The organism is Amycolatopsis azurea DSM 43854, assembly GCF_001995215.1.
GTDB lineage: Bacteria > Actinomycetota > Actinomycetes > Mycobacteriales > Pseudonocardiaceae > Amycolatopsis > Amycolatopsis azurea.
Genome location: NZ_MUXN01000025.1, coordinates 325,635 through 352,339, shown reverse-complemented (window position 1 = coordinate 352,339; position 26,705 = coordinate 325,635). Strand labels below are relative to the sequence as shown.

The following is a 26,705-nucleotide window of genomic DNA, read 5'->3' as shown; positions in this document are numbered from 1 at the left end:
GAACACTCAAAACCAGAGACGAGACCCGCACCCTCGACCAGCTCCGCGCCGACGTCGCGCTCGACCTGCTGCTCGGCGGCACCGGTGGCACGAGCGAACGCACCGAAGTGTTCCTGTACATGGACCTCGACACCTACCTCGGCCTCAACAACAACCCCGCCGAACTAGCCGGACACGGCCACCTCCCCGCCGCCCTCGCCCGGCACATCGCCACCGGCCCGAACACGGTGCTGCGCCGGATCATCACCGACCCGCTCTCCGGACAAGTCCTCGACCTCGGCCGCGAAAGATACCGCCCCACCGCGGGTCTCGGCGAGTTCGTCCGGGTGCGGGACCGCGAATGCCGAAGACCCGGCTGTCATCGTGTCGCGCAAGCCTGCGACCTCGACCATTCGCTGCCCTGGCAACACGGTGGCCACACCAACGCCGACGACCTCGTCGCCCTCTGCCGACGAGACCACCGGCTCAAAGACGAACCCGGCTGGACCTACCGGCTCGCGTCCGACGGCACCCTCACCATCACCACCCCCACCGGCCAGACCTACAACAGCACCCCACCGCCGCTCCACCAACCCCGGCCACGAAGCATCGAGGAGGAACCGCCACCGTTCTGAACCCCGTCGCCGGAAAACGGCGACGCTTTGATGCGCCCGCTGCCCGGCCACGCTGAGTACCGTTGCCGGAAGACGGCAATGATCGGCAATCGGTGCCGACGGCAGGCGATTGCCGCTGCGCTATGTTGCCGGATAACGGCGACGCGTTTCTGTGAGCCGGCCCCGACTTGGATCCTCGATTTGAGGTGGCGGTCGTCGTCACAGCCGTTCAGCAGTCGTGCCCGCTGCCCGGCCGTTCTGAGCGCCGTCGCCGGAAAACGGCAACGAGCCGATCACGCGAGCATGGCCACCGCATTTGCCGAGAAACGGCCACCGCGTTCACGACTCCAAAGCCGCCACCTGAGCCGCGGTAAGCCGTTCCACCAACGGAACCGCCCGATACCCAGAACCACCGGAACCACCGGAAGCGGCACGAACCACCGTCACCGGACCGGCGATGTGCGGATGCTCCTCCACGACCCGCAAAGCCCCCAAGACCCGCTCCACCGTCCACCCCAGAGCGGACGCGAGCGCCGGCGCGGAAAGCGCGCGTCCGGCGTGCAGCAGTGCGGCGAGCGCCGTAAGGGCGTCGCTGGCGTAGACGGCCACGCGGCTGTCCAGCATGACTTCGTTGATGCGTGCGTGGAACCGGGAGAGGTCGTCCATGCGGGCGCCCGCGGGCGTCGCGACGCCGAGGACGTCGGCGCCCTGGCGGGCGATCCTGACCCATTCCTGGTTCGCCCGGATGCTCTCCGCCCACACGCGCTGCGGCATCTCCTCGTCGATGACGTACTGCTCCCGCCGTCCGTCCCGTTCCCGGCGGAGCATCGCCTGCATTTCGAGGTAGCCGACGGCGTTCGAGATCGAGGCGGGGCTGACCTGGAGCCGCCGGGCGAGTTCGGCGGCGTTGAGGACGCCGTTGTCGCTGACGGCCAGGCAGGAGAGGACCCGCGCGGTCATGCGGGGCAGTCCGGTGGCCACCATCATCTCGGCGAAGTCGGTTTCGAAGGTGCGCACGGCCTCGGGGTCCCGCCCGTACCCGCTCTCGACGACGGGGATGGCCCGTGGTCGTGGTTTACGGCGTCGCGCCCGTTCCCCGGTCACCCGGCTCGCTTCTTCGGCGCGGTAACCGGAGTGACCACTGTTGCGCGCGACCTCGCGGCTGATCGTCGACGTCGGGCGCCCGAGCCGCCGGGCGATTTCGGCGTACCCGAGACCGTCCTTGAGCCAGGCCGCGATCAGCCGGCGGTCTTCCTGCGTCAGCCTGCCGCCCGGCATGGGCCACCTCCTGTGCGTTCACTCGCAGATCATTGCAACGAAATGTTGCATTCATCGACAAGATCGTTGCAACGATTTCCGGAAATCTACCAGCTATAACGCAGAAAAGGCCAGTCTCAAACTTTGGGCGATCCATGAATGCAACGTAGCCTTTGGTCATAGCTGAAAACTGGGAGGAACAGCCATGACCACCTCGGTACCTCATCTCACCGAGATTCCCCTCGAACGGCCGCGAGGCTGTCCGTTCGACCCGCCCGCCGAACTCGGCCCGATGCGCGACGAGCACCCGCTCGTCCGGCTGACGTTCCCGGGTGGCCACGAAGGCTGGCTCGCGACGGGGCACGCGCTCGTCCGCGACATCGCCGCGGATCCGCGGTTCAGCGCGCGGCAGGAGCTGATGCACTCGCCGCTGCCGGGACCGGCTGCGATGGTGCAGCCGCCGCCCGCGCCGCCGGGGATGTTCATCAAGATGGACGACCCGGAACACGGCCGCTACCGCAAGCTGCTCACCGGCAAGTTCACCGTCCGCCGGATGCGGCAGCTCACCGAACGGGTCGAGCAGGTGGTGGCCGAGTACCTCGACGCGATGGAGCGGCAGGGCAAGACCGCCGATCTGGTGACGGCCTTCGCCCAGCCCATTCCGGCGCTGATGATCTGCGAGCTGCTCGGCGTCCCCTACGAAGACCACGAGTTCTTCCGCCGCAACGTCATGCCGCTGAACCTGCCGGACTCCCCGCTCGAGGAACAGGAAGCGGCCATGAACGCGCTGGGGGAGTACCTCTACAAGCTCGTCGTGGCCAAGCGGGCCGAGCCGACCGACGACATCCTCGGTGACCTCGCCGCCACCGAACTCACCGAGGAGGAACTCACCAGCATCGCGTTCCTGTTGTTGGGGGCCGGTTTGGACACCACGGCCAACATGCTGGGGCTGGGCACCTTCGCGCTCCTGCGGCACCCGGACCAGCTGGCGTTGCTGCGCGAGGATCCCGAGAGGATCGAAGGCGCGATCGAGGAACTGCTGCGCTACCTGGCGATCGCGCACACCGGCGCGCGCACCGCGCTGGAGGACGTCGAGATCGGCGGGCAGCTCGTCAAGGCGGGGGAGGTGGTCGCGATCTCGGTACTGGCCGCGAACCGCGACCCGCTGAAGTTCCCCGAGCCCGACCGGCTCGACATCGGACGGAAGACCGCCGGGCACCTGTCCTTCGGGCACGGGGTCCACCAGTGCCTCGGCCAGCAGCTCGCGCGGGTCCAGATGAAAGTCGCGTTCACCGGGCTTCTCGACAGGTTCCCCACGCTGCGCCTGGCCGTCCCGGCCGACGAGATCCCGCTGCGGACGGATTCAGACATCTACGGGGTGTACGCGCTCCCGGTGGCGTGGGACTGATCGCGATGCGACTCGAAGTCGACCGGGAACGGTGTGTGGGCGCCGGAATGTGCGTGCTGACCGCGCCCGAGGTGTTCGGACAGGACGAAGAGGACGGCCGGGTCCGGTTGCTGGATCCGGAACCGGCCGAGGTCGGCGACGCCGTGCAGGTGTGCCCGGCGGCGGCGATCAAGGCGAGCTAGCCACCGCCCTGGTCAGGGGGTGCCGGGCGGGCACCCCCTGGCCAGGGATCAGTGGGATCAGCCGATTTCCGCGAGAACCTTGCCCGAGTCGGCGTTCCGCACGGCGGTGCCGCCGTAGTTCCGCTGGACTTGGGCCTTCTCCTGGGCGTTCGGGTTCACGTTGGCGCAGCTGACGCCACCGGTCGAACCGGACATCAGGGACGAGCACGGCCCGGGCTTCACGTCGGGAAGGCCGAGGCTGTGGCCCAGTTCGTGCGAGGCGATCCGGGTCTTGTTGTAGCCCTGCTGAACGGCCTGCCTGCCGTACCAGACGGTGACCGTGCCGTTCGGGCGGACGGGGCCGAGGGTGGCGCGCGGCCAGCCGTTGTCGGCGACGATCCGGATGTTGACCCGCTGCCCCGCCGTCGCCTTCACGAGACGGACGTTGGTGACGTTGGTGTTCCAGACGTTGATCCCGGCGGCCACCGCGTCCTTGAACTCCGCGGCCTGGCTGTCGTCGTAGGTCAGGGTGGTCGCCATGATCTCGGCGGCACCGGCGGAGGGTGCCGAGAGCACCGAGATGGAGAGCGCGGCGCCGGTGAGCACCGCGGCGAAGGTACGTCGAAGCACGTTGAACTCCTCGCGTTAAGGCATGCTGGAATTTCGGAGCAGTGTCGACACTCTTGGTTCTGGCTGAAGGATTCTCTGAGTGATCCTCCGTTGCCTCCGCGTGATGTTAGGACCTGTCAAGGTTGTCGGGGTACCCGCCGATAGTCGTCTGTCGTTAACCACGATCTTGACGAGGCAGGAAGACTGTGCCGTTATGACGACGGCGCGTTTCACCGGACACGAAGAACCGATCCTCGCGGTCGCGGTGAACGGAAACCGGCTGGTCACCGGGGGTGCGGACAAGACGGTCCGGGTCTGGGACCTGGAGACCGGAGTGCAGCGGTTCGTGCTGAACGGCCATGATCTGCCGGTGCTCGCGGTGGGTATCTCGGGCCGGTACGTGGTCGGTTGCGATGGGGCGACGGTACGGCGCTGGCGGCTCGACGGTCACGAGGCACATCCCCCAGAGGTTCAGACCACCAAGCGGACCGTCGCGGTCGCGGTGGCGGACGACTTCGCCGTGTCCGGCGCGGGCAGCGTGGTCGAGGTCCGGCGGCTGGACGGGGTGACCGTACGCGGGTTGCGCACCGGTGGCCCGGAGGTCGAATCGGTCGCGGTGACCCCGGACGGCCGGGTCGTCGTCGCCGGCGACGACACCGGTGGCGTGCGGCTGTGGGACCGGGAAGTCGTTTCCCACTACCGGTTCGGCGGTGCGGGCGCGGTCCACGTGGTCGCGGTTTCGGCCGACGGCGAGCGCGTGCTGTCCGGTGAGGGCGAGACCGTCCGGTTGTGGGGGCGCAAAGGCGACCCGGCGCTCGTCTTCCCCGGCCACACCGGAGTGGTGCGGGCACTGGCCTTCAGCCCGGACGGCAGGCTGGTGTTCTCCGGCGGTTCCGGCGGCGAGGTCCGCGTCCGTGCGATCGACGACCCGGCCGCGTACACCCTCCTCAAGGGACACCGGGGAAACGTCCGCGCGATCACCTGCACCGCGGGCAACGAGAAGATCGTCACGGTCGGGGACGACCGCACGATCCGGGTGTGGGACCGCTTCGGCAACCAGATCGACGGCACCGGTTTCGTCGAGCCCAAACCGGGACGGGCACGGCCGCGGATCACCCCCGACGTCGAAAGCTCGGTCGACCTGATCGGTTTCCAGGACGACGTGCGCACGCTCGCCGCGGTCATCGCCGACCGCGAGACCAGTCCGCCGTTGTGCGTCGCGCTGCTGGGCCCCTGGGGTTCCGGCAAGTCCAGTTTCGTGCGGCAGGTGACCGACCGCGTGGCCGAACTGGCCCGCCGGTCCCGGGGCGACGCCGCCAACGGCGTGTTCACCGGCGAGATCCGGCAGATCCGGTTCAACGCCTGGCAGTACCACGACGACCACCTGTGGGTCGGCCTGGTGGACCATCTGTTCCGGAACCTCGGCGCGCCGAGGACGCACGCGGACGCCGGCGAGGTCCGTGACGAACGGGAGGAACTGCGGACCCGGCTGGCAGGACTCAAGGCCGTCAAAGCGGCGTCCCCGCTCACCTGGCGCTGGCGGCTCCTGGTGTCCGGCGTGGACCGGGCCGAACGGCGGCGGCGGCGCCTGGCCGTCGCGGGCTACGCGATCTCCGGCGTACTCGGTCTCGTCGCGGCGATCACCGGCTGGGCCTTGTGGCACAACGCGATCCTCGCCGCGGCGGGTGCCATCGTCGCGCTCGGCGCCGTGCTGACCCCGGCGCTCACCACCGCCAAGGCCGCCCTCGCGCCGGTGAAGTCCACATTGGACAAACTGCGGGGCGACGTCGGCAAACGGGCCGAACGGTTCGAGACCGAGGTCCGGGAGACCGAGGAACGGCTCCGCCGGCTGGACGCGGCCACCCGGCTCGGCGATCTGATCGAGGAGGCGAAGTCCGGCCGATACGGGGACTACCAAGGGGTTTTCGCCCGTGTCCGGGAGGATCTCGCGGACCTCAGCGCCGATCTGGTGGACGCGCGGAAGGAATGGCTGCTGGCGGGCGCCAAGGGCGAGCCGCCGCTGGAACGGATCGTGCTCTACATCGACGACCTCGACCGCTGCCCGCCGTCGAAGGTGATCGAGGTGCTCGCCGCGGTGCACCTGCTGCTGGCCCTGCCCGCGTTCGTCGTGGTGGTGGCCGTCGATCCGAGATGGCTGCGGCGATGCCTGGACCAGCACCACGAAGAGCTGTTCGGCGCCGGGGAAGCCGGGCGGGCCGAGTACCTCGACAAGATCTTCCAGATCGTGTTCGCCTTGCGCCCCCTGGGAGCCGCGGCGGACGAGCTGATCGACGTCCTGATGCCGATCGAAGGCCGGGAACCGGCGTCGCGCCGGGACGAAGAGTGGCATGAGGACGAAGCCGTCCCCGGACCCGGCGAAAACGGCGAGCAAGCGGAGCTCCTGATCGAGGACAAGACTCCGCCGACGTTCTACAACATGCGACCGGATCGGTTGCGGCTCACCGAGGTCGAACGCGATTTCGTCCACGTGCTGCGGAAAAGGCTGAACACACCGCGCGAGATCCGGAAGCTGGTCAATCTGTACCGGCTTGTGCGCATCGGCATTCCCGACGCGGATCTGGCGCGCTTCGTCGGCGGCCCGTACCGGGCGGTGCTCGTCCTGCTGACACTCCTGGTCGCCGATCCGGACTCCGCGCGGTCCACCTTCATCGCGCTTTCCGGCGGCGAGCCGGTGCGGGAGGCCTTTCCACCTGAATGGCGGCTAGACGCCGAATCCTTCGATGATCTATCGGTCTATCGGAATTGGGTGGGTACCTTGGCCCGCTTCAGTTTCGAAACCTACGATCTGGTGGCGGAGGAAACAGAACCGGGAACCACGTCGTAGCTACACTTGCCCCTTACGACGTCGAGGGGGCGCGCATGCGGAGATCAGGCTGGCTTTCGCTCGTCTTCGGCGCGCTCGTCGGGACGCTCGTGATCGTGCTGCTCTCGACCACGGTCACCGCGCCTTCGAACGCCGCGAGGACCGACTGCGTCCGGCTGATCACCAGTTCCTCCACGGAGAAGGGCGACCTGATCGCCGAACTGGCCGCGCGATACAACGACACCGGCCGGACGTTCGACGGCGGCCGGTGCGCGAAGGTCGAGGCGTTCAAGAAGACCTCGGGCGCCGCGCTCGACCTCATCGCCGACGGCTGGAACGACCTCGACGGGCACCAGCTCGAACCGCAGGTCTGGCTGCCGAGTTCGTCGCTCTGGCTGGATCTGCTGAGCCAGCGCGGGAAGGGCGACCGGATCAGGACCGGGCCGAAGACCTCGCTCGCGACCAGCCCGATGGTGATGGCGATGCCGGAACCGATGGCCGCCGCGATGGGCTGGCCTGGCAAGGACATCGGCTGGGGTGACGTGCTGGAGGTGAACCAGAACGGCGGCTGGGCCTCGAAAGGCGCGGCGAACGCCCAGTGGGGGAACTTCACGCTGGGCAAGGACAACCCGCGGCGGTCGACGTCCGGGCTCGCCGCCACCATCGCGACCTACTTCGCCGCGACGGGCGGGGACTACGCCAAGATCGGGACGCCGGACGCCGTCCGGTTCGTCCGCGGCATCGAGGCGTCGGTCGCCTACTACAGCGACGATTCGGTGGCCTTCCTGAAGACACTGTACGAAGAGGACCGCAAGAAGCCCACGCCCTACATCAGCGCGATGGCGATGCAGGAGCAGATGGTCTACCTGTACAACCGCGGCGTGCCGACCGGGGATCCCGCGCAGCTGAACGGGAACCCCGTCGCGCCGGTCCGCCCGCTGGTCGCCGTGCACCCGAAGGAAGGGACGATGCTGATCGACCATCCCTTCCTGATCACCGCGAAAGCGTCGCCGGAGCAGCAGGCGGCGGCGAAGGATTTCTACGACTTCCTGCGGGAACCGGACCAGCAGAACCGCTTCCGGGACCTGGGGTTCCGTGACCCCGATGGGAACGGGAACCCGGACCTGGCCAAGGTCGTGCGCACCCAGCAGACCCGGGAGACCCCGAAGATCGGTGTCCCGACCGGAGAGCAGATCCAGCAGATGCTGGACGGCTGGGAGTACACGCAACGGCGTGGCCGGATCCTGCTGGTACTGGATCTTTCCGGCTCGATGAACGAACCGTTCGACAAGAACCGCAAGGACAAGCCGTACTCCGAGCGCCGGATCGACCTGCTGAAACCCGCGATCAAGAAACAACTCGAGTACCTGCATCCCGAGGACGAGGTCGGGCTGTGGACGTTCTCGACGGACGGACCGGTGGAGAAGATGCCGATCGGCAAGGTGAAGAACGTGCGCGGCCCGATGATCGACCTGGTCGACAACCTGACCCCGAAAGGGGATACCGCGCTGTACAAGACCGTCGTGGACGCCAACGACAAGATGCGGCGCGAGTTCGACCCGAACCTCATCAACGCCGTCGTCTTCCTGACCGACGGTGAGAACACCGAGGCCGGGGTCAGCAAGGAGCAGATGCTCCAGGCCGTCGACGCCGAGCGGCTCGACAACTCCGTCCGGATCTTCACCATGGCCTACGGCGCGCAGGCGGACGGCCGCGTCCTCGACGAGATCGCGCGGAAGTCCAAGGCCCGTGGCTACCAGGCCGTCGACCCGCAGGGCATCGACAAGATGTTCGTCAACGTCTTCAGCAACTTCTGACATGGCCGAGTACGACAACCGCCCGTTCCACGTCGTCGCCGTGGTGCTCAGCCTGATCGCCGGGCTGATCGGCCGCGCGGTGACCTACCCGCATCCGCAGGCCTGGCTTTTCGGCGGCGCCGCCGCTCTCGCCGTACTGATCCCGGCCCAGACCGCGTTCTTCGTGCTGAACGGCAGGCGGCCGAGGCCGGTCAGGGAAAAGCGTGCGCCGGAACCCGACGGCTACGACCACTACAGCCTGCTCGGGCGTGCGCTGACGGCCATCGAAACGCTGCAGCCGGGCGAAAGTGAGCTTTCGGGGGTGCTCCGGAACGCGGTGACGAGACTCGAAAATCTTCGGGGCCGGACCGCGCCCGAGGTCGTCGAACTGCAGGTGACGGTGAAGCAGACCACCGAGAAGCTGGAACGACACGCGCGGGACGCGAATCCGGATCAGGTGATGCTCGTCCAGCGAATGAGGGTGTACAGGGAAACGCTCGAAGACGCCATCGGGGCGGTCGAACCGGGGTGAGTGTTCGGTGCCGAACAGACTACGGCCGTGCGTCATGCTGATCTGACAGTATGCCGTTGATCGGGCGCCGGGTTGTCGAGGGCGTGGAACATGTGGTCGTGCCGGTGGAGCACCGGTTCAGCCTGGAGGAAGCCGTGCTGGCGGTGATGGCCGCCAAAAGCACCGTGCGGCCTGCTCCAGGAATCAAGGTCGCTCCGCTGAAGGTGTCGGAGGTACGGTCAGCGCTGCTCTATGCGGCGAAGCACGCCGATAGGCGACACCAGATCGTGGACAGCTATTTCGTCGAGGCCGAAGACGGACCGTTGCACCGGTTGGCCGAGTGGATCAGATTGGAACTGGTCCGGCTGGGCATCTTCACCACCCACGACGGTTCCGCCGCCGGATCGGGTGGCCGATTCGGTTACTCTCCGCGATAGGTGTTCACGACTGCCTGGGAGGGTGTTTCGTGGGTTTGGGCCCGGAGGGCGCCGAAGAGAGAGAACGTCCGTTCCTGGAGCGGCTGGACGAACCCGTCCGTGCCCGCTTGCTGGAGATGGGTACCCCGCAGACCTACGACAGCAGACAGGCACTGATGCGGGCGGGCGAACCCGGCGACTTCGTCATGCTGCTGCGGCACGGTTATGTGAAGGTGACCAGCGCCGACCGGATGGGCGCGACGGTCATCCTCGACGTCGGCGTGCCCGGCGATCTGCACGGTGAGATCGCGGTGATCGCGGGCGGTATCCGGATGGCCGACGTCGTCGCCATCGAGGAGGTCCACGTCCGGCGGATCGCGGCGAGCGAGTTCAACCGGTTCCTGCTGGACCATCCGGCGGCGATGCGGGAGGTGCTCGTCAGTGTCGCCCGCCGGTTCGTGCTCGCCCAGCGGCAGCGGACGCAGTCCTGGAAACCGCAGGCGGTGGCCAGGGTCGCGACCCGGCTGGACTACCTCGTCGACGTCTGTGGCATCCGGACACCCGCCGGCTGGCGGATCGGGATCCCGTTGAGCCAGGACGAACTCGCGCAGTTCATCCCGATGGGGCGGACCATGGTCGCCCAGGCGCTGGACAAGCTCCGGAAGGCGGGAGTTGTGGCCAGTTCGCGCCGTGCGATCACCGTTGTCGATCGCGAGGCACTGCGGGTGATCACGGAAAAAGGTGTGACTTAGCTCACTGGCGTTGACCAGCGCGGGGTCAGGTTTTGTTCGGTTCCGAACAGAACTTCCGGTGAGGAGTGGGAACACTGCTTCCTGCCGCCAGTTTTCACCGATCAGGGGAGGGGTCGCAGAGATGCAGGTGCTGACCTCAGGCCAATACAACGCGCACACCCACGCCGTGCTTTCCGTCGACATCGTCGGTTCGTCCAAGGCCAGTGACGACCTGCTGGACCCGATGAAGAGTGAGATGGAAACGCTGGTTTCCCGCTCCTTCAACGCGGTGGGACTCGCTCCGGGGGAAGCGCGTCACTTCCGGGAGACCGGGGACGGGCTGATGGTCGCTTATCCGGACCACGCCGTCGGGCAGCTCTGCGAGGTCGTGTTCCACCTGGACCATCTGCTCCGGACCCGCAACCGCTACGCCCGCGTCCCGATGCGGGCGCGGGTGGCGGTCCACATGGGACCGATGGCGGACAACCACCGGTACCACCGCACGTACATCACGCTGACCCGGTTGCTGTGCGCGTCGACCTTCAACGACGCCGTCGGCTACTGGTGCCGTTCCGATCCGACGGGCGACAAGTTCGGCGCCGGGATGATCGTCTCGCAATCCGTGTGGCGCAACGTGGTCGAGCCGTTCGGGGTCGCGCTGGTCCCGCCCGCGCGCTGCGCCCGGATCAGCGTCACGACCCCGGACTTCGCGGACAGCGCGTGGATCCACTTGCCGGGCCTGGACGCCGAAGCGGTCCTCGCCGAGCTGAACCCCGCCGTCGCGGTGCCGCTCGTGTTCGACCGGGTGAGCCGGTTGTCGACGACGGCCTGACCCCCAAGGACCGGGCGGTCCGGTTTCCAGGGAGGGAAAACCGTATCGCTCGCCGGTCTCTGGCCCGGTACCCCTACGCCGGGCCAGAGATCGGACCCCCGGCGTGGGGGTGGGGGCGCGGGTCATCCCCACCGCGCCCCCACACAACGCTTCCGCCTGCTACCGGCAGCGCTTACCGCTGTTGACGCACTTCACCAGCTGGTTCATCAGCCGCTGCGACATGACGTTCGCGAAGTCGTCATGGTCGGAGCGCGGGTTGTGTTTCTCCTGCGCGAACGCGTCGACCGCGTACTGCCCGGCCGCCTGGACGTCCGGCGGGATGTCGTACACCAGCGTGATCCGCAGCTGTGGCACGTTCTTGAAGCCGCGCGGGCAGTTCCCGTTGCGGTCGGAGAACACGATGTGCGTGCGGTGGTTGGCGCTGTCGGTGTTCTTCCCGTCCCAGCAGTTCGGGAACGAGTGGATCCGGGTGACCTTGCTGCCCTGCGGGCAGATCGGGTACAGCTCGGTGAGCCGGTCCTCGAAGCCGGAGCAGGTCCAGCTGGGCCGGGCGTTGGCCGGACCGTTGGTGCTCTGCTTGGCGTCGCCGTAGAGCACGCGCAGGAACTTCGGCATCGCGACGACGCGCCGGGCACCGCCGCTGGTGAAGGTCAGATCGACCTTCTGGGGGCGCTGGATCTCGCCCTCGTTGTTCCCGATCTCGTTGTTGCCGTCGACGCCGGGCAGGTCGGCCGCCTTGCCGTCGGACTTCTTCTTCTCGGCGTCACCCGCGGCGTTGACGTTGCTGTTGTCGCCGCCGTTGTCGAGGCCGCCCTCGCCGTTCTGCTTCACCGCGCAGGCGGCGAGCTGGTCTTCGTTCTTCGCGACCTGTTTGCCCGCCTGCCGCATGGTGTCGCTGATCTTCTTGATCGACGGCTTCCGCTTGTTCTTCAGCTCGTCGAGCACTTGAGCGGCTTGTTTTCCTTGCGCCAGCTGGTTGTTCGCGTTGTCGGAATCCTGGTCGAGTTTGTCGAGGCTCTCGTCGACCGCGGGCGCGGCCTGGTCGGGGACCTCGCTGAGTTCACTGAGTTCGCTGGCGACGTCGGGGCAGTCGACCTGGGCGCCTGCCTCGTCCTTGGCCGCGTCCACGCGGTCGGCGGCGAGCTTCTCCTCGTTCGCCGCCTCGTTCTCTTCCTCTTCCTCGGTGTTGATCCGGATGACCGGCCAGAAGTAGGCCGACTTGTCGCCGTTCTTGCAGGTGGTGCCCGCGCGCAGCAGGCTCTTGTTGTTCGAATCCGCGTTGGTCGAGAGGTTCCCGACGTAGTCGTGGAGGTGCTCGGCTCCATTGCGGACGCCGGGCTGGGCGATGAAGTTGTCGCCGTTGAAGTGGCCGTTCTCGTTGCGGCCGCAGTCCACGGTGAACGTCCCTCGGGCGCCTCGTTTCGCGAGGTCGAGGTTGACGTTGTTGCCGCGGGGAACCTTCTTGATGTCGATGAAGAACGACTTGTCCGCGCCGTCGGCCCTGGCCGCGTCGGGGGTTCCCGTCGTGTTGACCACGACGATCCCGCCGACGGCGAGGGAGAGCGCGATGGCTCCCGTCGCGACCTTGGTCCGGCGTGCCATGCGGTGGCGTCCGGCGGTTCTTTGGTTACGGGGCATGAACTTGTTCACCTCGTTCGGTGTCGTTGCCCGGAGTCCGGGGGAGGCGGCGCCGGCAGCGCCGGTGTCACTGACTCCGTGTTGGCTGAAACGGCTCCGAACGAAGGTCGGTTCAAAAAGCGATCTCGCCGTTATCTTTTCGTTATCTTCGGTGGAGGTGTGTTCTCCTTCCGAAGAGAGAAAAGGCCCGGCCTCGGGGCAGTCGAGGCCGGGCCGGATTCCCACTGGTCAGGCGTCCACCTTGTCCTTGGGCTCCGCCTCGGAGGCGGTGGGACGGGCAGGCAGGAAGCGCTTGATCAACGGGAAGAACAGGATCACCAGGATGATCACGTAGACCACGATCGCGAACGGGGTGTTGAACAATCCGGTCAGGCTGCCGTCGCTCAGTTGCAGCGCGCGCCGCATCTGCTGTTCGGCGGCCGGGCCGAGGATCACGCCGATGATCGCCGGCAGCACCGGCAGTCCGTAGCGGCGCATCGCGAACCCGATCAGGCCGATCACGAACATCACCAGCAGGTCGAAGATGTCCGCGTTGACCGCGTACGCGCCGACGCTGGCGAAGAACAGGATGCCCGCGTAGAGGTACGGCCGCGGGATCCGCAGCAGCTTCGCCCACAGCGGCGCCAGCGGCAGGTTCAGCACCAGCAGCAGCGTCAGGCCGACGAACAGCGAGGCGATCAGGCCCCACACCAGCGACGACTCCCGCTCGAACAGCAGCGGTCCCGGCTGGATGCCGTACTGCTGGAACGCCGCGAGCATCACGGCCGCGACCGCGGTGGTCGGCAGGCCGAGCGTCAGCATCGAGACCAGCGTCCCGGCGGCGGAGGCCGACGCCGTCGCTTCCGGACCGGCGACGCCTTCGATGGCACCCTTGCCGAACTCGTCCTTGTGCTTCGAGAGCCGCTTTTCCGTGACGTACGAGAGGAATGTCGGGATCTCGGCGCCACCGGCGGGCACCGCGCCGAACGGGAACCCGATGAGCGGCCCGCGCAGCCACGGCTTCCAGGTCCGCTTCAGATCGGCGCGGGAGAGCCACGGCCTGCCGACCGGGATCGGCTTGAACGCGTTGCGCCGCAGGTGTGCGGCGACCCACAGCGACTCGCCGACCGCGAACAGCGCGACCGCCACGATGACCACGTCGATGCCGTCGGCCAGGTGCAGTGAGCCGAAGGTCAGCCGCTGCTGGCCGGTCATCTCGTCGAGGCCGACCAGGCCGATGGTGAGGCCGATCAGCAGTGACGCCACGCCGCGGATCCGGGAACTGCCGAGCACCGAGGTGACCGCGATGAACGCCAGCACCATGATCGCGAACAGGTCCGGCGCGCCGATGTCGACGGCGTGCTTCGCGATCACCGGGGCCAGCACGACCAGCGCGATCGTGCCGAGGATGCCGCCGACGAAATGCCCGATCGCGGCCGCCGCAAGCGCTTGCGCGCCACGACCCTTGCGGGCCATCGGGTTTCCGTCGATGGCCGCGACCACCGCCGCGCTCTCCCCCGGCGTGTTCAGCAGGATCGACGTCGTCGAGCCGCCGAACATCCCGCCGTAGTAGATGCCGGCGAACATGATGAACGCGCCGGTGGGCTCCAGCCCGTAGGTCACCGGGAGCAGCAGCGCCACCGCCATGGCCGGGCCGATGCCCGGCAGCACGCCGATCGCGGTGCCGAGCAGGACCCCGATCGCCGCCATCGCGATATGGGTCGGGGTCAGCGCGGTACCGAAGCCGTCGATGAGTTGCTGGAACATCAGAACACCTCCATCAACGGGCCACCGGGGAGCGGGACACCGAGCAGGTTGTTGAAGACCAGGAAGGTCACGACGGACATGCCCGCCGCGATCAGCGGGTCACGCACCAGGTTGCGGCTGCCGAGCGCGTACGCCGCGCCCCAGAACAGGATCGCGCCCGAGATCGGGAACCCGACCAGGCCGATCAGCGCCGCGTTGGCGAGGAACGCGCCGCACAGCAACAGGACCGTGCGCAGGTCGGCGGGCTCGCTGAGGTCGACGTCCTCGCCGCCCTCGGCCTCGCCCTTGCCGCCGCGCAGCACGTCGCGCGCCAGCAGCACGGCGACGAGCAGCAGCAGGGAACCGACCAGGATCGGCACCGCCTTCGGTCCCACCGGCCCGCGCTGGGCGAAGTCGGTGGGAATGCTCAGCGCGTCGGTGAGCACCAGCACGCCGAGCGCCAGGAGTCCCACGCTCACCCCGAGTTCGGAGCGCTCCTTCAGCCACGTGGTCGTCATGCCAGACCCAGCTCTTTCAGCACCGTTGCCACTCGCGTGTTCTCCTCTTTGAGAAACGAACCGAACTGCTCCCCGGGAGCGAACGCCCCGGTCCATCCGTTGCGCTGCAAGGCTTCCTGCCACTGCGGCGTCTTCTGCAGCCGATCGAACAGGCTGACCAGCTTCGCCCGGTCCGAGTCGGTGATGCCGGGCGGCGCGACGATGCCGCGCCAGTTGGTGAACTTGACGTCCACCCCGGACTCCGACAGCGTCGGCGCGTCGATCCCGGGGATCCGCTTCTCGCTGGTCACCGCCAGCACCCGGAGCGTGCCGGCCGCGATCTGGTCGCGGTACTCGCCGACGCCCGAGACACCGAAGGCGACCTTGCCGCCGAGGACCGACGCGAGCAGTTCGCCACCGCCGTCGAACTGGACGTAGTTGACCGCCTTGGGGGCGAGCCCGACCGCCTTCGCCATGAGCATCGGCGCCAGATGGTCCGGGCCGCCGGGCGACGAACCGCCGCCGACCTGGACCGCGCCCGGATCGGCCTTCCAGGCCGCGATGAGCTGGCCGATCGTCTTGTACGGCGAGTCCTTGCCGACCACGACGATGTCCGACTCTTCGATCAGCTTCGCCACCGGCGTGGTGTCGAGCAGCGAAGACGGCGACTTGTTCGTGAACACGCTGCCGACGACACCGAGGCCCATCGACATGACGAGTTTGCCGTTGCCGCGTTCGGCCACCGTGCGGCCGAGGCCGACCGTGCCGCCGGCGCCGGGGAGGTTGAACACCTCCGCGTTGCCGAGCAGGTCGGCGTCCTCCATCGCCTTGGTCGCCGTGCGGGCCGTGATGTCGTAACCGCCCCCGGGCGCGTTGGGCACGAGCACCCGCATCGACCGGATCTGCGAGCCCTCGTCGGCCTCGCTGCCCGGTGTGAGCAACGGTGGCACCAGCAAGACGGCGACGAGCGCCGCCGCGATGGCCAACCAGCTACTGGGCTTCACTGTGATCCCCGCCTCTCTGCCGCGTGGTTGGACATGTTGCACTCGTGTAAACAGAGATGTCCCGCTTGCGGGCCCAATGGTTGTTGTGGTCGTTTTGGTCACGCGGAGGTGGCGATGGGTGCTCGGGGTTCCTTGGCCCGTCAGCTGCTCGCGTGGCAACTGGTAGTCGTCACCTGCCTACTGTGCGCGGTGGGCGTCCTGGCCGTCACTCAGGCGGGGAACAACTTCCGCACCACCGAGGGGCGCCGGGTGCTCTCGGTCGCGGAGAGTGTCGCCGCGCAGGACATCGTGGGCGATCTCGAAAAAGGACCGTTCGAGCTCACCGCGCCCGCGGAGACCGCGCGAAGCCTCTCCGGGGTGGACTTCGTCGTCATCGCGGACTCCCAGCGCTATGTGCTCGCTTCGCCGTATCCGGATCAGCTCCGGAGCACGCTCGACATCGGCGACAGCACCGTCCTTTCCGGACGGTCGTGGGTCGGTGAGCTCGACGGTTCGATCGTCGCGCACGTCCCGGTGCTCGACGACAAGGGCGGCACGGTGGTCCGCATGGTCGCGGCCGGCTCGAAGTCGCCCGGGTTCTTCGCCGGTTTCCTCGACTCGCCGGACAACGCCCTGCGGGTGCTGGGGGTCGCGCTGGTGATCGGGGTGAGCGGTTCGCTGCTGCTGGCGCGCCGGGTGAAGAACCAGACGCTCGGCCTGGAGCCGCACGAGATCACCGCACTGGTGGAGAACCGGGAGGCGCTCCTGCACGGCATCAAGGAGGGCGTCGTCGGCCTGGACCCGCAGCACCGGATCACCCTGGTGAACGACCACGCCCGCGAACTGCTGGCCCTGCCCGACGACGCCGTCGGCCGGTCGGTCGAGGACCTCGACCTCAACGAGCGGATCCGCGATCTGCTCACCGGCCGCGCGACCGGCGCCGACCAGATCGTGCTGCGGCAAGGGAAGGTGCTGACGCTGAACCGGATGCCGATCGACCTGCGGGGCGCCGTCGTCACCCTGCGGGACCGCACCGATCTGATGACCCTGCGGGACGAACTCGACGCCAGCAGGCACGCCACCGACACCTTGCGGGCGCAGGCGCACGAGTTCAGCAACCGGCTGCACACCATCTCCGGGCTGCTGGAACTCGGGGAGTACGAAGAGGTCCGCGGTTACGTCAGCCGGATCAGCTCGGCGCAGGGGGAGTGGCGCGCGGAGGTCGGCTCCCGCGTCGGCGACCCGGCGGTGGCGGCACTGCTGATCGCGAAGGCGTCGCTCGCGGCCGAACGCGGGGTCGGCTTGAGGATGGCCCCGGACAGCGAACTGGACCGCGTCGAGGACGGGCTTTCCACGGATTTGGTGACGGTGCTGGGAAATCTCGTCGACAACGCCCTCGACGCGCTGGGGTCGACCAAACAGGGCGGCGAGCAGGGCTGGATCGAGGTCGGCGTGTGGCAGGAGGAGAGCGAAGTGCGGGTGGAGGTCCGTGATTCCGGGCCGGGTGTCGCGCCGGAGATCGCGGAGGAAGTGTTCGAGCACGGCTTCACCACGAAGGCCGCCGCACACGGCCAGCGCGGACTCGGGCTCGCGCTGATCCGGCAGGCGTGCGTCCGGCGGGGCGGTTCGGTCGAGGTGCACAACTCCGGCGGCGCGGTGTTCACGGCGAGGTTGCCGCGATGATCCGGGTACTCGTGGTCGACGACGATTTCATGGTCGCGAAAGTCCACAGTGGATACGTCGCGCGCACGGAGGGCTTCGCCGTCGTCGGCGTCGCGCACACCGGCGCCGAGGCGATCCGCCTGGCGCGGGAGCTGAAGCCGGACCTGGTGCTGCTGGACGTCTATCTCCCGGATGTCGACGGGCTTTCCGTGCTGCGGGAACTGCGCGCCACCGAAGACGTCGACGTCATCCTGATCACCGCCGCGACCGACGTCGAAACCGTGCGGCAGGCGATGCGGGGCGGGGTCCTGCACTATCTGATCAAGCCGTTCGAGTACGCGTCGCTGCGCGATCAGCTCACCCATTTCGCGTCGCTGCACCAGCGGCTGGACCGGCTGGCCGAGGCCGGGCAGGCCGACGTCGACCAGGTCTTCGGCTCGCGGCCGAGCGCGAAACCCGTGCTGCCCAAGGGACTCACCGTCCAGACCGCGCGGCTGGTGGAAACCGCGCTGCGCGGCGCGTCCGGCGGGATGTCCGCGAGCGAATGCGCCGAGGCGACCGGCGTCGCCCGGGTGAGCGCGCGCCGGTACCTGGAACATTTCGTGGCGACCGGGAAGGCCGAGGTGACCCTGAAGTACGGCGGTACGGGGCGGCCCGAACGACGCTACCTCTGGTCCTGACACCCCCCCACCGCAAGGAGGCCTTCACGGACCGGTGTTCGGTGGCGATCAGCGTGGTGAAGGGGACTTTCCCCTCGTCGCACGAGCGGAAAGTCCCCTTCACCCCGGGTCATCCGTCCTCGTGGGCGGCGGAGTCCCCGAAGCGTTGCGAAAGCCACTTTCGCAACCTTCAACGTCGCGGAACTTGCCACTCACGGCCCGCTGGACCGACCGCCCACCACCGCATTCAGAGGACTAAACGCGTGGGGTCAGGAGGGCGTTCAGGGCGCCGTAGTCGAAGGACTCCTCCAAGCGCGAGTACGTGCCGGTCGAGAAGAGTTCCCGCGCGCTTTCCCGCACGAGGGCGTACGCGGACTGGCTGATCCCGGAACCGACGCTCACCCGCGCGACCCCGAGCCCGGCCAGTTCCTTGACGCTCGGCGCGCCCGGATGGGCCATCACGTTCACCGGCGCGTCGATGCCCTCGACGAGCGCGGTGATCACGGAGGGATCGACGGCGCCGGGTACGAAGATGCCGTCGGCGCCCGCGGCCAGGTAGGCGGCCGCGCGCTCCAGCGTCTCCGGCACGCCGCCGAGCCCGCGGAGGAAGGTGTCGATCCGGGCGTTGACGAACACCTCGTCGCTCGCCGCGCGGGCCGCCGCGATCCGCGGGATCACCTCTTCGGGCGGCCGCGGGCCGTCTTCGATGTTGATCCCGACCGCGCCCGCGGCGACCACCGCGGCGACGGTTTCGGTGACGCCGCCGGGCGTGTCCGCGTGGCCGCCTTCGATGTCGGCGGTCACCGGAACCGTTGTCACACGGGCGATCCTGGCGATCAGGTCCACCGCGAGGTCACGGCCGATCAGGTCGCCGTCGGGCGTGCCGAGGCTCCACGCCACCCCGGCGCTGGTGGTCGCGATCGCCGCGGCGCCCGCGTCTTCGACGATCCGGGCGCTCGCGACGTCCCACGCGTTGGCCAGCACCAGCGGGCTCGACGGGACGTGCAGGGAACGGAAAAGCCGGGCTTTCTCGCTTGTCATGGCGTCAGTCCAGCAGGTTTGCGACATTCAGGTCTGGCGGGTTTGCGACATCGACGTCGGCGCGGAGCCCGGCGATCAGGCGGGCGAGGCCGTACTCGAAGGAAGCGGCCGGATCCTCGGCACGATCGCTCTCGACGTGCTGCTGTTCGTCGATCGCGCAGCCGAGGGTGTACCGGCTGATGGCGAGGATCGCGTACGTCGCGTCCTCCTCGTCGAAACCTGCCGCCAGCAACGGTTTGATCAGCGGCGTCATCGCCGCCCGCTCGGTCGGGCGGGTGCCCGCGTGCAGGCGGGCGCCGTCCCGGTAGGACAGCAGCGTGCGGCGGATGGTGCGGGCGCGCCGGGCCAGCCACTCGGCCCAGTCGGCCATCGCGGTGGGATCGTCCAGCGGGGCGAGCTGATCGTCCAGCATCGTTTCGGCCATCTGATCGAGCAACGCCTGCTTGCTCTTGAAGTGCGTGTAGAGCGCGGGACCCCGCACACCGAGCTTTTCCCCGAGCTTGCGCAGGCTCAATCCGTCGAGCCCGACCTCGTCGAGGAGTTCGAGCGCGGCTCGAACATAGCCATCCCGTCTCACGACCATGGGCACACCTTCGCCCGTCCCCATCGGACTTGACAACTCGGGTTGATCTTATCACTGTTAAGTTCTTAACGGTGATAAGATTGGCAGGTAGGATGATCGGAAGTGCCGACGACACACGCATAACCCCGGCTTTGTGGGGGATGGCGTCGATCTTGACGATCGGCGGATTCCTGTCGATGTTCACCTCGACCGTCGTCAACGTCGCGCTCGGCACGATCGCCGCCGGATTCCGGGCATCGCTCGGTACCGCTCAGTGGATCGCGACCGGCTATCTGCTCGCGCTCGCCGCGATGGTGCCGGTGAGCGGGTGGGCGAGCCGCCGCTTCGGGACGACCAGGCTCTGGCTGGTGTGCGTCGGCCTGTTCGCGTCGCTCTCCGCGCTCTGCGCGACGGCGACGTCGATCGAGACGCTGATCGTTTTCCGTGTCCTGCAAGGCGCCGCGGGCGGACTGCTGGTCCCGGCCGGACAGATCCTGTTCGCGACGACGGCGGGACCGAAGCGGCTCGGCCGGATGATGGCCGTGCTGAGCATCCCCATCTACCTCGCGCCGGTGCTCGGGACCCTCTGCGGCAGCGTGCTCACCGAGCGGTTCGGCGTGCCGTGGCTGTTCCTGGTGAACGTGCCGCTGTCGGTGCTCAGCCTGCTGCTGGGCCTGAAGTGGCTGCCGCGAGAAAGTGCCGCCGACCCCCAGCCGCTGGACCGGCGCGGCGTGCTCCTCACCGTGACCGGTCTGCCGTTGCTCGTGTACGGCTTCGCCGAAGCCGCCCCGATCGCGGCGGTCGCCGGCGCGATCCTGCTCGTCGTCTTCGCGGTCGGCGCGCTGCGGTCGCCCGCGCCACTGCTCGATCTCCGGCTGTTCCGCGACCGCGCGTTCTCCTCGGCGGCCGCCGTCATCTTCGGGATGGGGGTCGCGCTGTTCGGCGCGATGATCGTCCTGCCGCTGTACTACCTCGACGTCCGGCACGAAAGCCTCGTCGCCACCGGGTTCCTGACCGCGCCACTGGCACTCGGCACGGTGCTGGCGCTGCCGCTCGCGGGCAGGCTGACCGACCGGATCGGCGGCGCGCGGGTGATCTTCGCCGGGCTGATCGTCACGATCGTCGGGACGGTGCCGCTCGCGCTGCTCACCGGGTCCGACGACTACTGGTGGTTGTCTGCCGTGCAGTTCGTGCGCGGCTGCGGCATCGGGCTGACCACCACTCCGGCGCTCGCCGCCGGACTGAGGTCGGTGGCCAAAGCGAGAATTTCCCACGCGATGCCGCTCTTCGCCATGCTGCAACGGATCGGCGGATCGTTCGGGACGTCGATCCTGACCGTGATCGTCTCCGCGCGGCTCGCCGCCGCTCCGGGGGCCGCGGCGGCCGTCGCGGGCACGCACTGGTGGATCACCGGGATCACCGCGATCGTGCTGATCCCCTCCTGGCTCCTCGTCCGCGCCGAATCGTCCACAGTGGACTGATGGGTCCGGTGGGTTTGTTCCCGCCCGGGGGTTCGGGCAGGTTTCGAATCCCGTTGGCGAGTCTCCGCCGTGGCATTCGGGACACTCGGTGGGCAACGCCGTAGGCTCGGGGGAATGAGCACGGCACCCACCACGGAGCATCCGATGGTCGAAACCCGGCACCAGACCCAGTTGCTCACCCTGCTGCGCGACGAGGGACCGATGTCCCGGGTCGAGCTGGGGGAGCGGCTGGAGTTGCCGCGTGCCCGGGTGGGCGCCGAGGTCGCGCGCCTCGCCGAGGTCGGCCTCGTCGAAACCGCGGGCCCGTCGGCGAGCCGGGGCGGCAGGCGGTCCACGCTGGTGCGGCTGGCGGGAGACCTGCGCGTGCTCTCCGTCGACGTCGGCGCGACGTCGGTCGGGGTCGCCCTCACCGACGCCTCGTGCGAGGTGCTGGTGCACACCGTCGAGGACTGCGACGTCCGGCAGGGGCCGCACGCCGTCCTCAAACGCGTGACCGCCCTCGCGGAGAAGATCCGCGAAGACGCGCCGGGCAAGCTGATCGCCGCCGGGATCGGCCTCCCGGGGCCGGTGAGTTTCGCCGAAGGCATGGCGGTCGCGCCGCCGATAATGCCCGGCTGGGACCGGTTCTCCGTGCGCGACCATCTCGGCGGGCTGCTGCGCTGCCCGATCACCGTCGACAACGACGTGAACTCGATGGCGCTCGGGGAACGGCACGCCGGGGTCGCCCGCTCGATCGACGACCTGGTGTTCGTCAAGATCGGTACCGGTATCGGCTGCGGGATCGTGCTGGGCGGCAAGGTGTACCGCGGCGTCGCGGGCACCGCGGGCGACATCGGGCACATCCGCCTCGACGACTACGGGCCGACCTGCGCCTGCGGTGAGACCGGCTGCCTCGAGGCGTACTTCGGCGGCGCCGCGCTGGCCCGTGACGGTCTGACGCTGGCCCGCAGCGGCCGGTCGACCTACCTCGCCGACGTCGTCGCGGCCCGCGGCGCGATCACCGCCCAGGACGTCGGCCGCGCGGCGGCGTCGGGCGACTTCGGCGCGGTCAACCTGATCCGCGACGGCGGACGGCGGCTCGGGCAGGTGGTCGCCTCGCTGGTGAGTTTCGTGAACCCGGGCATGGTGGTGATCGGCGGCGGTGTCGCGCAGCTCGGGCATCAGCTGCTCGCCGAAATCCGCAGCTCCGTCTACCGGCGGTCGCTGCCGCTCGCGACCGGGAACCTGCCGATCGTGCTCTCCGAGCTGGGCGACACCGCCGGCGTCATCGGGGCCGCCTGGTCCGCCACGGATCGGGCCTTCACGCTGAGCAGCTGACCGCGGGCTCGACCTGCTCGACGACCGCCCGGCGGCACGTTGGGCATCCACGCGATTCCGATTAGTAACGTCAAGATCGTACAGACTTTTGCTTGAAAAGTACGAAAGTCTGTGTCGATCCGGACGGCTATTCGGGTGATGGCGGGCTTTGGTCGACATTTCTGTCCTGTTGTCACCTTGACGGGTGACACGCACCACCCTACTTTCGCTGGCTAAGTAACAAAGTTTGTTACGGCCGATTCGTAAGTGAGGGATGTGTGGTGGTGACGGAACCCGGGCAGCTCGACCCGGTCAGCCCACGCACTGCGAACCTCGCCGCGCTCTTGCGGGCGTTGCGGGCGGGGCCGCTCTCGCGTACCCAGCTCGCGGCGCGCTGCGGGCTCACGAAGGCGGCCGTCTCCGGGTTGATCACCGAGCTGACCGAGCGCGGCCTCGTCCGCTCCGCCGGACTCCAAGGCGGCGGCAACGGCAGGCCCAGCCAGCTGGTCGAGCTGAACGGTGCCAGCGCCCACGGGCTCGCGCTCAGTGTCGAGGCCGACCGTTTCGCCGCCGTCGTCACGAATCTCGACGGCAGCGTGATCGCCGAACGCACCGAGACCGCCGACGTCGCCGCGCTCGGCCTGCACCGGAGCATGGACGAACTCGCCTTCCTCGCCGGGCAGGTGCTGGGCGACGAGCGGCCGGTCGGGGTCACGGTGTCCGTTCCCGGGCTGGTCGATTCGGTCGCCGCCGTGCTGCGGTTCGCGCCGACTCTGCGCTGGCGCGACGCCGAGATCGCCGACCTCCTCGCCGCCCGCCTCGGCCTGTCGGCCGACGCCATCACGGTCGACAACGAGGCCAACCTCGGCGCGGTCGGCGAGGCCGTCGCCGGGGTCGGCCGCGGCGTGCGGGAGCTCTTCTACCTCAGCGGCGGGACGGGCGTCGGCGGCGGACTCGTGTCCGGCGGCGCGATCCTGCGCGGTGCCAGGGGTTTCGCCGGCGAGGTCGGGCACATCGCCGTCGACCCGTCGGGCGAGCAGTGCCACTGCGGCCGGGTCGGCTGCCTGGAGACCAAGGCCGGGCTCAACGCCGTCCTGCGTGGCGCGGCCTCGCCCGGCGACCCGCTGCACGATCCCGCGCTCGGCGTCGACGGCCGGGTCGGGCTGCTCAAGCACCGCGTGCGGCGCGGTGACCAGCGCGCGGTCGGCGCGGTCTCGGAACTCGGGGTCGCGCTCGGCATCGCGGTGTCCACTGTGGTCGACGTCCTCGACCCGGACGTCGTCGTGCTCGGCGGCTACTTCGCCGAACTGGGCGAATGGCTGGTCGAGCCGGTGCGCCGCGAACTGTCCGCGCGTCCGCTCGGGCACGAGCCCGCCTGTCGCGTCGAGCCGTCACCGCTGGGCACCACCGCCCCGTTGCGCGGCGCCGCACACCTCGCCACCGAACGGCTTTTCGCTGATCCGACGCTTGTCCCGTTCGTCACCCAGGAGGCTCCGGCATGACCCTGCTATCCGTCCGGGGGATCGTGAAGACGTTCCCGGGGGTGCGCGCGCTCGACGGAGTCGACTTCGACGTCGAACCCGGCGAGGTGCACTGTCTGCTCGGCCAGAACGGCGCGGGCAAGTCCACGCTGATCAAGACGCTCGCCGGGGCACACCGTCCCGACGGCGGCGAGATCTTCTGGCAGGGCGAGCCGGTCACGCTGCCGTCGCCGGTCGCCGCGCTGAAGATCGGCATCGCGACCATGTACCAGGAACTCGACCTGGTGCCCGGGCTTTCCGTGGCGGACAACATCTTCCTCGGCCGCGAGCGCGCGAGGTTCGGGTTCACGCGGATCAGCGAGTCCCGCGGCAAGGCGGCCAAGCTGATGGCCCGGCTCGGGCATCCGGAGATCACGCCGTCGACCGAGGTCGGCAAGCTGTCCGCGGCCGGACAGCAACTGGTCTCGATGGCGCGGGCGCTCGCGTACGACGCGAAGCTGCTGGTGATGGACGAGCCCACCGCGGCGCTGGCGGGGGAAGAGGTCGACAACCTGTTCCGCATCGTCGGTGAACTCACCGCCGAGGGTGTCGCGATCATCTACATCTCCCACCGGCTCGAAGAACTGCGCCGGATCGGGCACCGCGTCACCGTGCTCAAGGACGGCAAGACCGTCTCCACCGGCCTCGACGCCAAGGAGACGCCTACCTCCGACCTCGTCGCGCTGATGGCGGGCCGCAAGGTCGAGACCGTGTTCGGCCCGCGTCACCAGGAACACGTGGACACCACCACCGAGGTCCTCAAGGTGGAGAACCTGACCACCGTCGGCGAGTTCGAGAACGTGAACTTCACCGTGCACGCCGGTGAGGTCGTCGGGATCGCGGGCCTCGTCGGCTCGGGACGCAGCGAACTGCTGGAGACGATCTTCGGCGCCCGCAAGCAGGACGCGGGTTCGGTGTCGGTCGACGGCGAACCGGTGCGGCCGGGCAGCGTGTCCGCGGCGGTCAAGGCCGGGATCGGCCTGGCGCCGGAGGAACGCAAGAGCCAGGGGCTCCTGCTGGACCTGCCCGTCGTGCACAACGTGACCCTGGCGAGCCTGAGCAAGTACGCGACGTTCGGGTTCACCGAGCGGGGCAAGGAACTCGACGACGCCGGGGAAAGCCTGCGGCGCCTCGATCTCCGGCCCGCCGACCCGCACCGCGTCATCCGCACGCTGTCCGGCGGCAACCAGCAGAAGGCGGTGCTCGCCCGCTGGCTGGTCCGCGGCTGCCGGGTCCTGCTGCTGGACGAGCCGACCCGCGGGGTCGACGTCGGCGCGCGGGCCGAGCTGTACCGGCTGATCGAGGAACTGGCCGCGACCGGGGTCGCGATCGTGCTGGTCAGCAGCGAGATCCCCGAAGTACTCGGACTGTCCGACCGGGTGCTGGTGCTGCGTGAAGGACGTGTCCTGGCTGAAAAGCCGTCTGCGGAGCTGACAGAGGCGGATGTGCTCGACGTGATTCTCGAGGGGAGTGCGGCGTGACCGACCAAGCCGAATCGGTGCGTACGGGGAGCGCCGTGGAACCCTTGCCACCCAAAGAAAAGCGATCCAACTTCGCGCTCGACACCCGGCTGATCGGGCTGCTCGGCGTGCTGGTGATCCTGTGCGTCGTCGGGACGGTGACCCGGCCGGACCAGTTCCTCACCGAGGGGAACATCTCGACCATCCTCCGGCTGGCCGCGGCCATCGGCGTGGTCAGTGTCGGGATGACGTTCGTGATCATCGCCGGCGGCATCGATCTCTCGGTCGGGTCGATCCTGGCGCTGTCCAGTGTCTGGCTGACCACTCTGGCCACCCAGGCCTACGGCCCGGTCGTGATGGTCCTTTGTGGACTCCTGGTCGGCCTCGGCTGCGGCCTGGTCAACGGGATCCTGATCTCCTACGGGAAAGTCGTGCCGTTCATCGCGACCTTGGCGATGCTGGTCGCCGCGCGCGGCCTCGCGGAACGCATCAGCGGCCGCCGCACCCAGGTGGTCTCGAACGCGGGTTTCCTCGAGTTCTTCCGCGGTGACCTGCTCGGCATCCCGGTGCTGATCTGGATGTTCGCCCTGGTGTTCGCCGTCGGCTGGGTGGTGCTGAACCGCACCACGTTCGGCCGCCGCACCTTCGCCGTCGGCGGCAACGCCGAGGCGTCGCGTCTGGCGGGCATCAACGTCAAGCGGCACACCGCACTCGTCTACGGCGTCGCCGGCCTGTGCTGCGGCATCGCCGCGCTGATGGTCGTCGCCCGCACCACCGCGGGCGCCTCGACCAACGGCCTGCTCTACGAACTCGACGCCATCGCGGCGGTCGTCATCGGCGGCACCCTGCTCACCGGTGGCCGCGGCTCGCTGATCGGCACCCTGATCGGCGTGCTGATCTTCACCGTGCTGTCCAACATCTTCACGCTCAACAACCTGGACACCGACATCCAGAACATCGCCAAGGGCGTGATCATCGTGCTGGCCGCGCTGCTCCAGTTCCGCTCCGTGAAGAAAACCAAGTCGAGTACTTAGTGGTCACCC

24 protein-coding genes are annotated in these 26,705 nt (G+C 68.7%); 16 read left to right on the top strand and 8 right to left on the bottom strand.

Annotated features, from left to right (window positions below):
* A partial coding sequence (locus B0293_RS33970) for an HNH endonuclease signature motif containing protein (protein WP_245820135.1) occupies positions 1–614 on the top strand: 614 nt, incomplete at its 5' end.
* A gap of 318 nt (positions 615–932) precedes the next feature.
* On the opposite strand, the gene B0293_RS33965 is transcribed toward B0293_RS33970, so the two are convergent.
* Positions 933–1,871 (bottom strand): GbsR/MarR family transcriptional regulator, encoded by a 939-nt coding sequence (locus B0293_RS33965; RefSeq protein WP_005157706.1) that lies wholly within the window; start codon positions 1,869–1,871, stop codon positions 933–935.
* Positions 1,872–2,055: 184 nt separating this feature from the next.
* On the opposite strand from B0293_RS33965, the gene B0293_RS33960 reads away from it, so the two are divergent.
* Positions 2,056–3,258: a cytochrome P450 gene (locus B0293_RS33960; RefSeq protein ID WP_005157708.1), complete on the top strand. Its 1,203-nt coding sequence runs from the start codon at positions 2,056–2,058 to the stop codon at positions 3,256–3,258.
* A gap of 5 nt (positions 3,259–3,263) precedes the next feature.
* Entirely contained in the window at positions 3,264–3,440 is a 177-nt protein-coding gene (locus B0293_RS33955; protein ID WP_077241460.1) for a ferredoxin, read from the top strand.
* 57 nt (positions 3,441–3,497) lie between these two features.
* Here the strand turns inward: B0293_RS33955 and B0293_RS33950 are convergent, their stop codons facing one another.
* Complete coding sequence (locus B0293_RS33950) at positions 3,498–4,049, bottom strand: snapalysin family zinc-dependent metalloprotease (RefSeq protein ID WP_005157721.1); 552 nt, start codon at positions 4,047–4,049, stop codon at positions 3,498–3,500.
* 193 nt (positions 4,050–4,242) lie between these two features.
* Here B0293_RS33950 and B0293_RS33945 point away from each other — a divergent pair, with 193 nt between their 5' ends.
* The 6 genes from B0293_RS33945 (at position 4,243) to B0293_RS33920 (ending at position 11,138) form a co-directional block, all read left to right on the top strand.
* The gene (locus tag B0293_RS33945) at positions 4,243–6,873 is read left to right on the top strand and encodes a P-loop NTPase fold protein (RefSeq protein ID WP_005157724.1); all 2,631 of its coding nucleotides are present in this window, start codon (positions 4,243–4,245) and stop codon (positions 6,871–6,873) included.
* 35 nt (positions 6,874–6,908) lie between these two features.
* Positions 6,909–8,669, top strand: coding sequence for a vWA domain-containing protein (locus tag B0293_RS33940; RefSeq protein WP_005157726.1), 1,761 nt, complete (start codon positions 6,909–6,911; stop codon positions 8,667–8,669).
* Position 8,670: 1 nt separating this feature from the next.
* A complete protein-coding gene (locus B0293_RS33935; protein WP_005157729.1) occupies positions 8,671–9,180 on the top strand; it encodes a hypothetical protein in 510 nt (169 codons plus the stop codon).
* A gap of 50 nt (positions 9,181–9,230) precedes the next feature.
* Positions 9,231–9,596 carry a hypothetical protein gene (locus tag B0293_RS33930; RefSeq protein WP_029715552.1) on the top strand — a complete coding sequence of 122 codons (366 nt, stop codon included), beginning with the start codon at positions 9,231–9,233 and terminating at the stop codon, positions 9,594–9,596.
* A 29-nt stretch (positions 9,597–9,625) separates the two neighbouring features.
* Positions 9,626–10,327, top strand: coding sequence for a Crp/Fnr family transcriptional regulator (locus tag B0293_RS33925; RefSeq protein WP_005157733.1), 702 nt, complete (start codon positions 9,626–9,628; stop codon positions 10,325–10,327).
* Between the two features lie 121 nt (positions 10,328–10,448).
* Positions 10,449–11,138 (top strand): hypothetical protein, encoded by a 690-nt coding sequence (locus B0293_RS33920; protein WP_005157735.1) that lies wholly within the window; start codon positions 10,449–10,451, stop codon positions 11,136–11,138.
* Between the two features lie 159 nt (positions 11,139–11,297).
* Here B0293_RS33920 and B0293_RS33915 read toward each other — a convergent pair whose 3' ends face one another.
* The 4 genes from B0293_RS33915 to B0293_RS33900 all read right to left on the bottom strand — a co-directional run bounded on the left by B0293_RS33915 (position 11,298) and on the right by B0293_RS33900 (position 15,984).
* On the bottom strand, positions 11,298–12,740 hold the full coding sequence (locus B0293_RS33915) for a DUF1996 domain-containing protein (protein ID WP_005157736.1): 1,443 nt from the start codon (positions 12,738–12,740) through the stop codon (positions 11,298–11,300).
* A gap of 264 nt (positions 12,741–13,004) precedes the next feature.
* Positions 13,005–14,522 (bottom strand): tripartite tricarboxylate transporter permease, encoded by a 1,518-nt coding sequence (locus B0293_RS33910; protein WP_005157738.1) that lies wholly within the window; start codon positions 14,520–14,522, stop codon positions 13,005–13,007.
* The gene (locus tag B0293_RS33905) at positions 14,522–15,019 is read right to left on the bottom strand and encodes a tripartite tricarboxylate transporter TctB family protein (protein ID WP_005157742.1); all 498 of its coding nucleotides are present in this window, start codon (positions 15,017–15,019) and stop codon (positions 14,522–14,524) included. Before B0293_RS33905 ends, B0293_RS33910 begins: the two co-directional genes overlap by 1 nt.
* Positions 15,016–15,984: a Bug family tripartite tricarboxylate transporter substrate binding protein gene (locus tag B0293_RS33900; protein ID WP_077241457.1), complete on the bottom strand. Its 969-nt coding sequence runs from the start codon at positions 15,982–15,984 to the stop codon at positions 15,016–15,018. Before B0293_RS33900 ends, B0293_RS33905 begins: the two co-directional genes overlap by 4 nt.
* A 132-nt stretch (positions 15,985–16,116) precedes the next feature.
* Here B0293_RS33900 and B0293_RS33895 point away from each other — a divergent pair, with 132 nt between their 5' ends.
* On the top strand, positions 16,117–17,664 hold the full coding sequence (locus tag B0293_RS33895) for a sensor histidine kinase (RefSeq protein WP_039918075.1): 1,548 nt from the start codon (positions 16,117–16,119) through the stop codon (positions 17,662–17,664).
* Positions 17,661–18,323 (top strand): response regulator, encoded by a 663-nt coding sequence (locus B0293_RS33890; RefSeq protein ID WP_005157753.1) that lies wholly within the window; start codon positions 17,661–17,663, stop codon positions 18,321–18,323. Before B0293_RS33895 ends, B0293_RS33890 begins: the two co-directional genes overlap by 4 nt.
* Before the next feature lie 234 nt (positions 18,324–18,557).
* Here B0293_RS33890 and B0293_RS33885 read toward each other — a convergent pair whose 3' ends face one another.
* Together B0293_RS33885 and B0293_RS33880 are read right to left on the bottom strand one after the other, a co-directional pair.
* A complete protein-coding gene (locus B0293_RS33885; RefSeq protein ID WP_005157755.1) occupies positions 18,558–19,343 on the bottom strand; it encodes an isocitrate lyase/PEP mutase family protein in 786 nt (261 codons plus the stop codon).
* A 4-nt stretch (positions 19,344–19,347) separates the two neighbouring features.
* Positions 19,348–19,926, bottom strand: a complete 579-nt coding sequence (locus tag B0293_RS33880) for a TetR/AcrR family transcriptional regulator C-terminal domain-containing protein (RefSeq protein ID WP_005157759.1) — start codon at positions 19,924–19,926, stop codon at positions 19,348–19,350.
* A 140-nt stretch (positions 19,927–20,066) separates the two neighbouring features.
* Here B0293_RS33880 and B0293_RS33875 point away from each other — a divergent pair, with 140 nt between their 5' ends.
* The 5 genes from B0293_RS33875 (at position 20,067) to B0293_RS33855 (ending at position 26,696) form a co-directional block, all read left to right on the top strand.
* Positions 20,067–21,386: a DHA2 family efflux MFS transporter permease subunit gene (locus B0293_RS33875; RefSeq protein WP_005157761.1), complete on the top strand. Its 1,320-nt coding sequence runs from the start codon at positions 20,067–20,069 to the stop codon at positions 21,384–21,386.
* A gap of 114 nt (positions 21,387–21,500) precedes the next feature.
* On the top strand, positions 21,501–22,703 hold the full coding sequence (locus tag B0293_RS33870; protein WP_039918080.1) for an ROK family transcriptional regulator: 1,203 nt from the start codon (positions 21,501–21,503) through the stop codon (positions 22,701–22,703).
* Between the two features lie 260 nt (positions 22,704–22,963).
* Positions 22,964–24,184 carry an ROK family protein gene (locus B0293_RS33865; protein ID WP_005157777.1) on the top strand — a complete coding sequence of 407 codons (1,221 nt, stop codon included), beginning with the start codon at positions 22,964–22,966 and terminating at the stop codon, positions 24,182–24,184.
* A complete protein-coding gene (locus B0293_RS33860; RefSeq protein ID WP_005157778.1) occupies positions 24,181–25,683 on the top strand; it encodes a sugar ABC transporter ATP-binding protein in 1,503 nt (500 codons plus the stop codon). Before B0293_RS33865 ends, B0293_RS33860 begins: the two co-directional genes overlap by 4 nt.
* Positions 25,680–26,696, top strand: coding sequence for an ABC transporter permease (locus tag B0293_RS33855; RefSeq protein ID WP_052014463.1), 1,017 nt, complete (start codon positions 25,680–25,682; stop codon positions 26,694–26,696). The genes B0293_RS33860 and B0293_RS33855 overlap by 4 nt, the downstream gene beginning before the upstream one ends.
* The last annotated feature ends 9 nt before the right edge of the window (positions 26,697–26,705 follow it).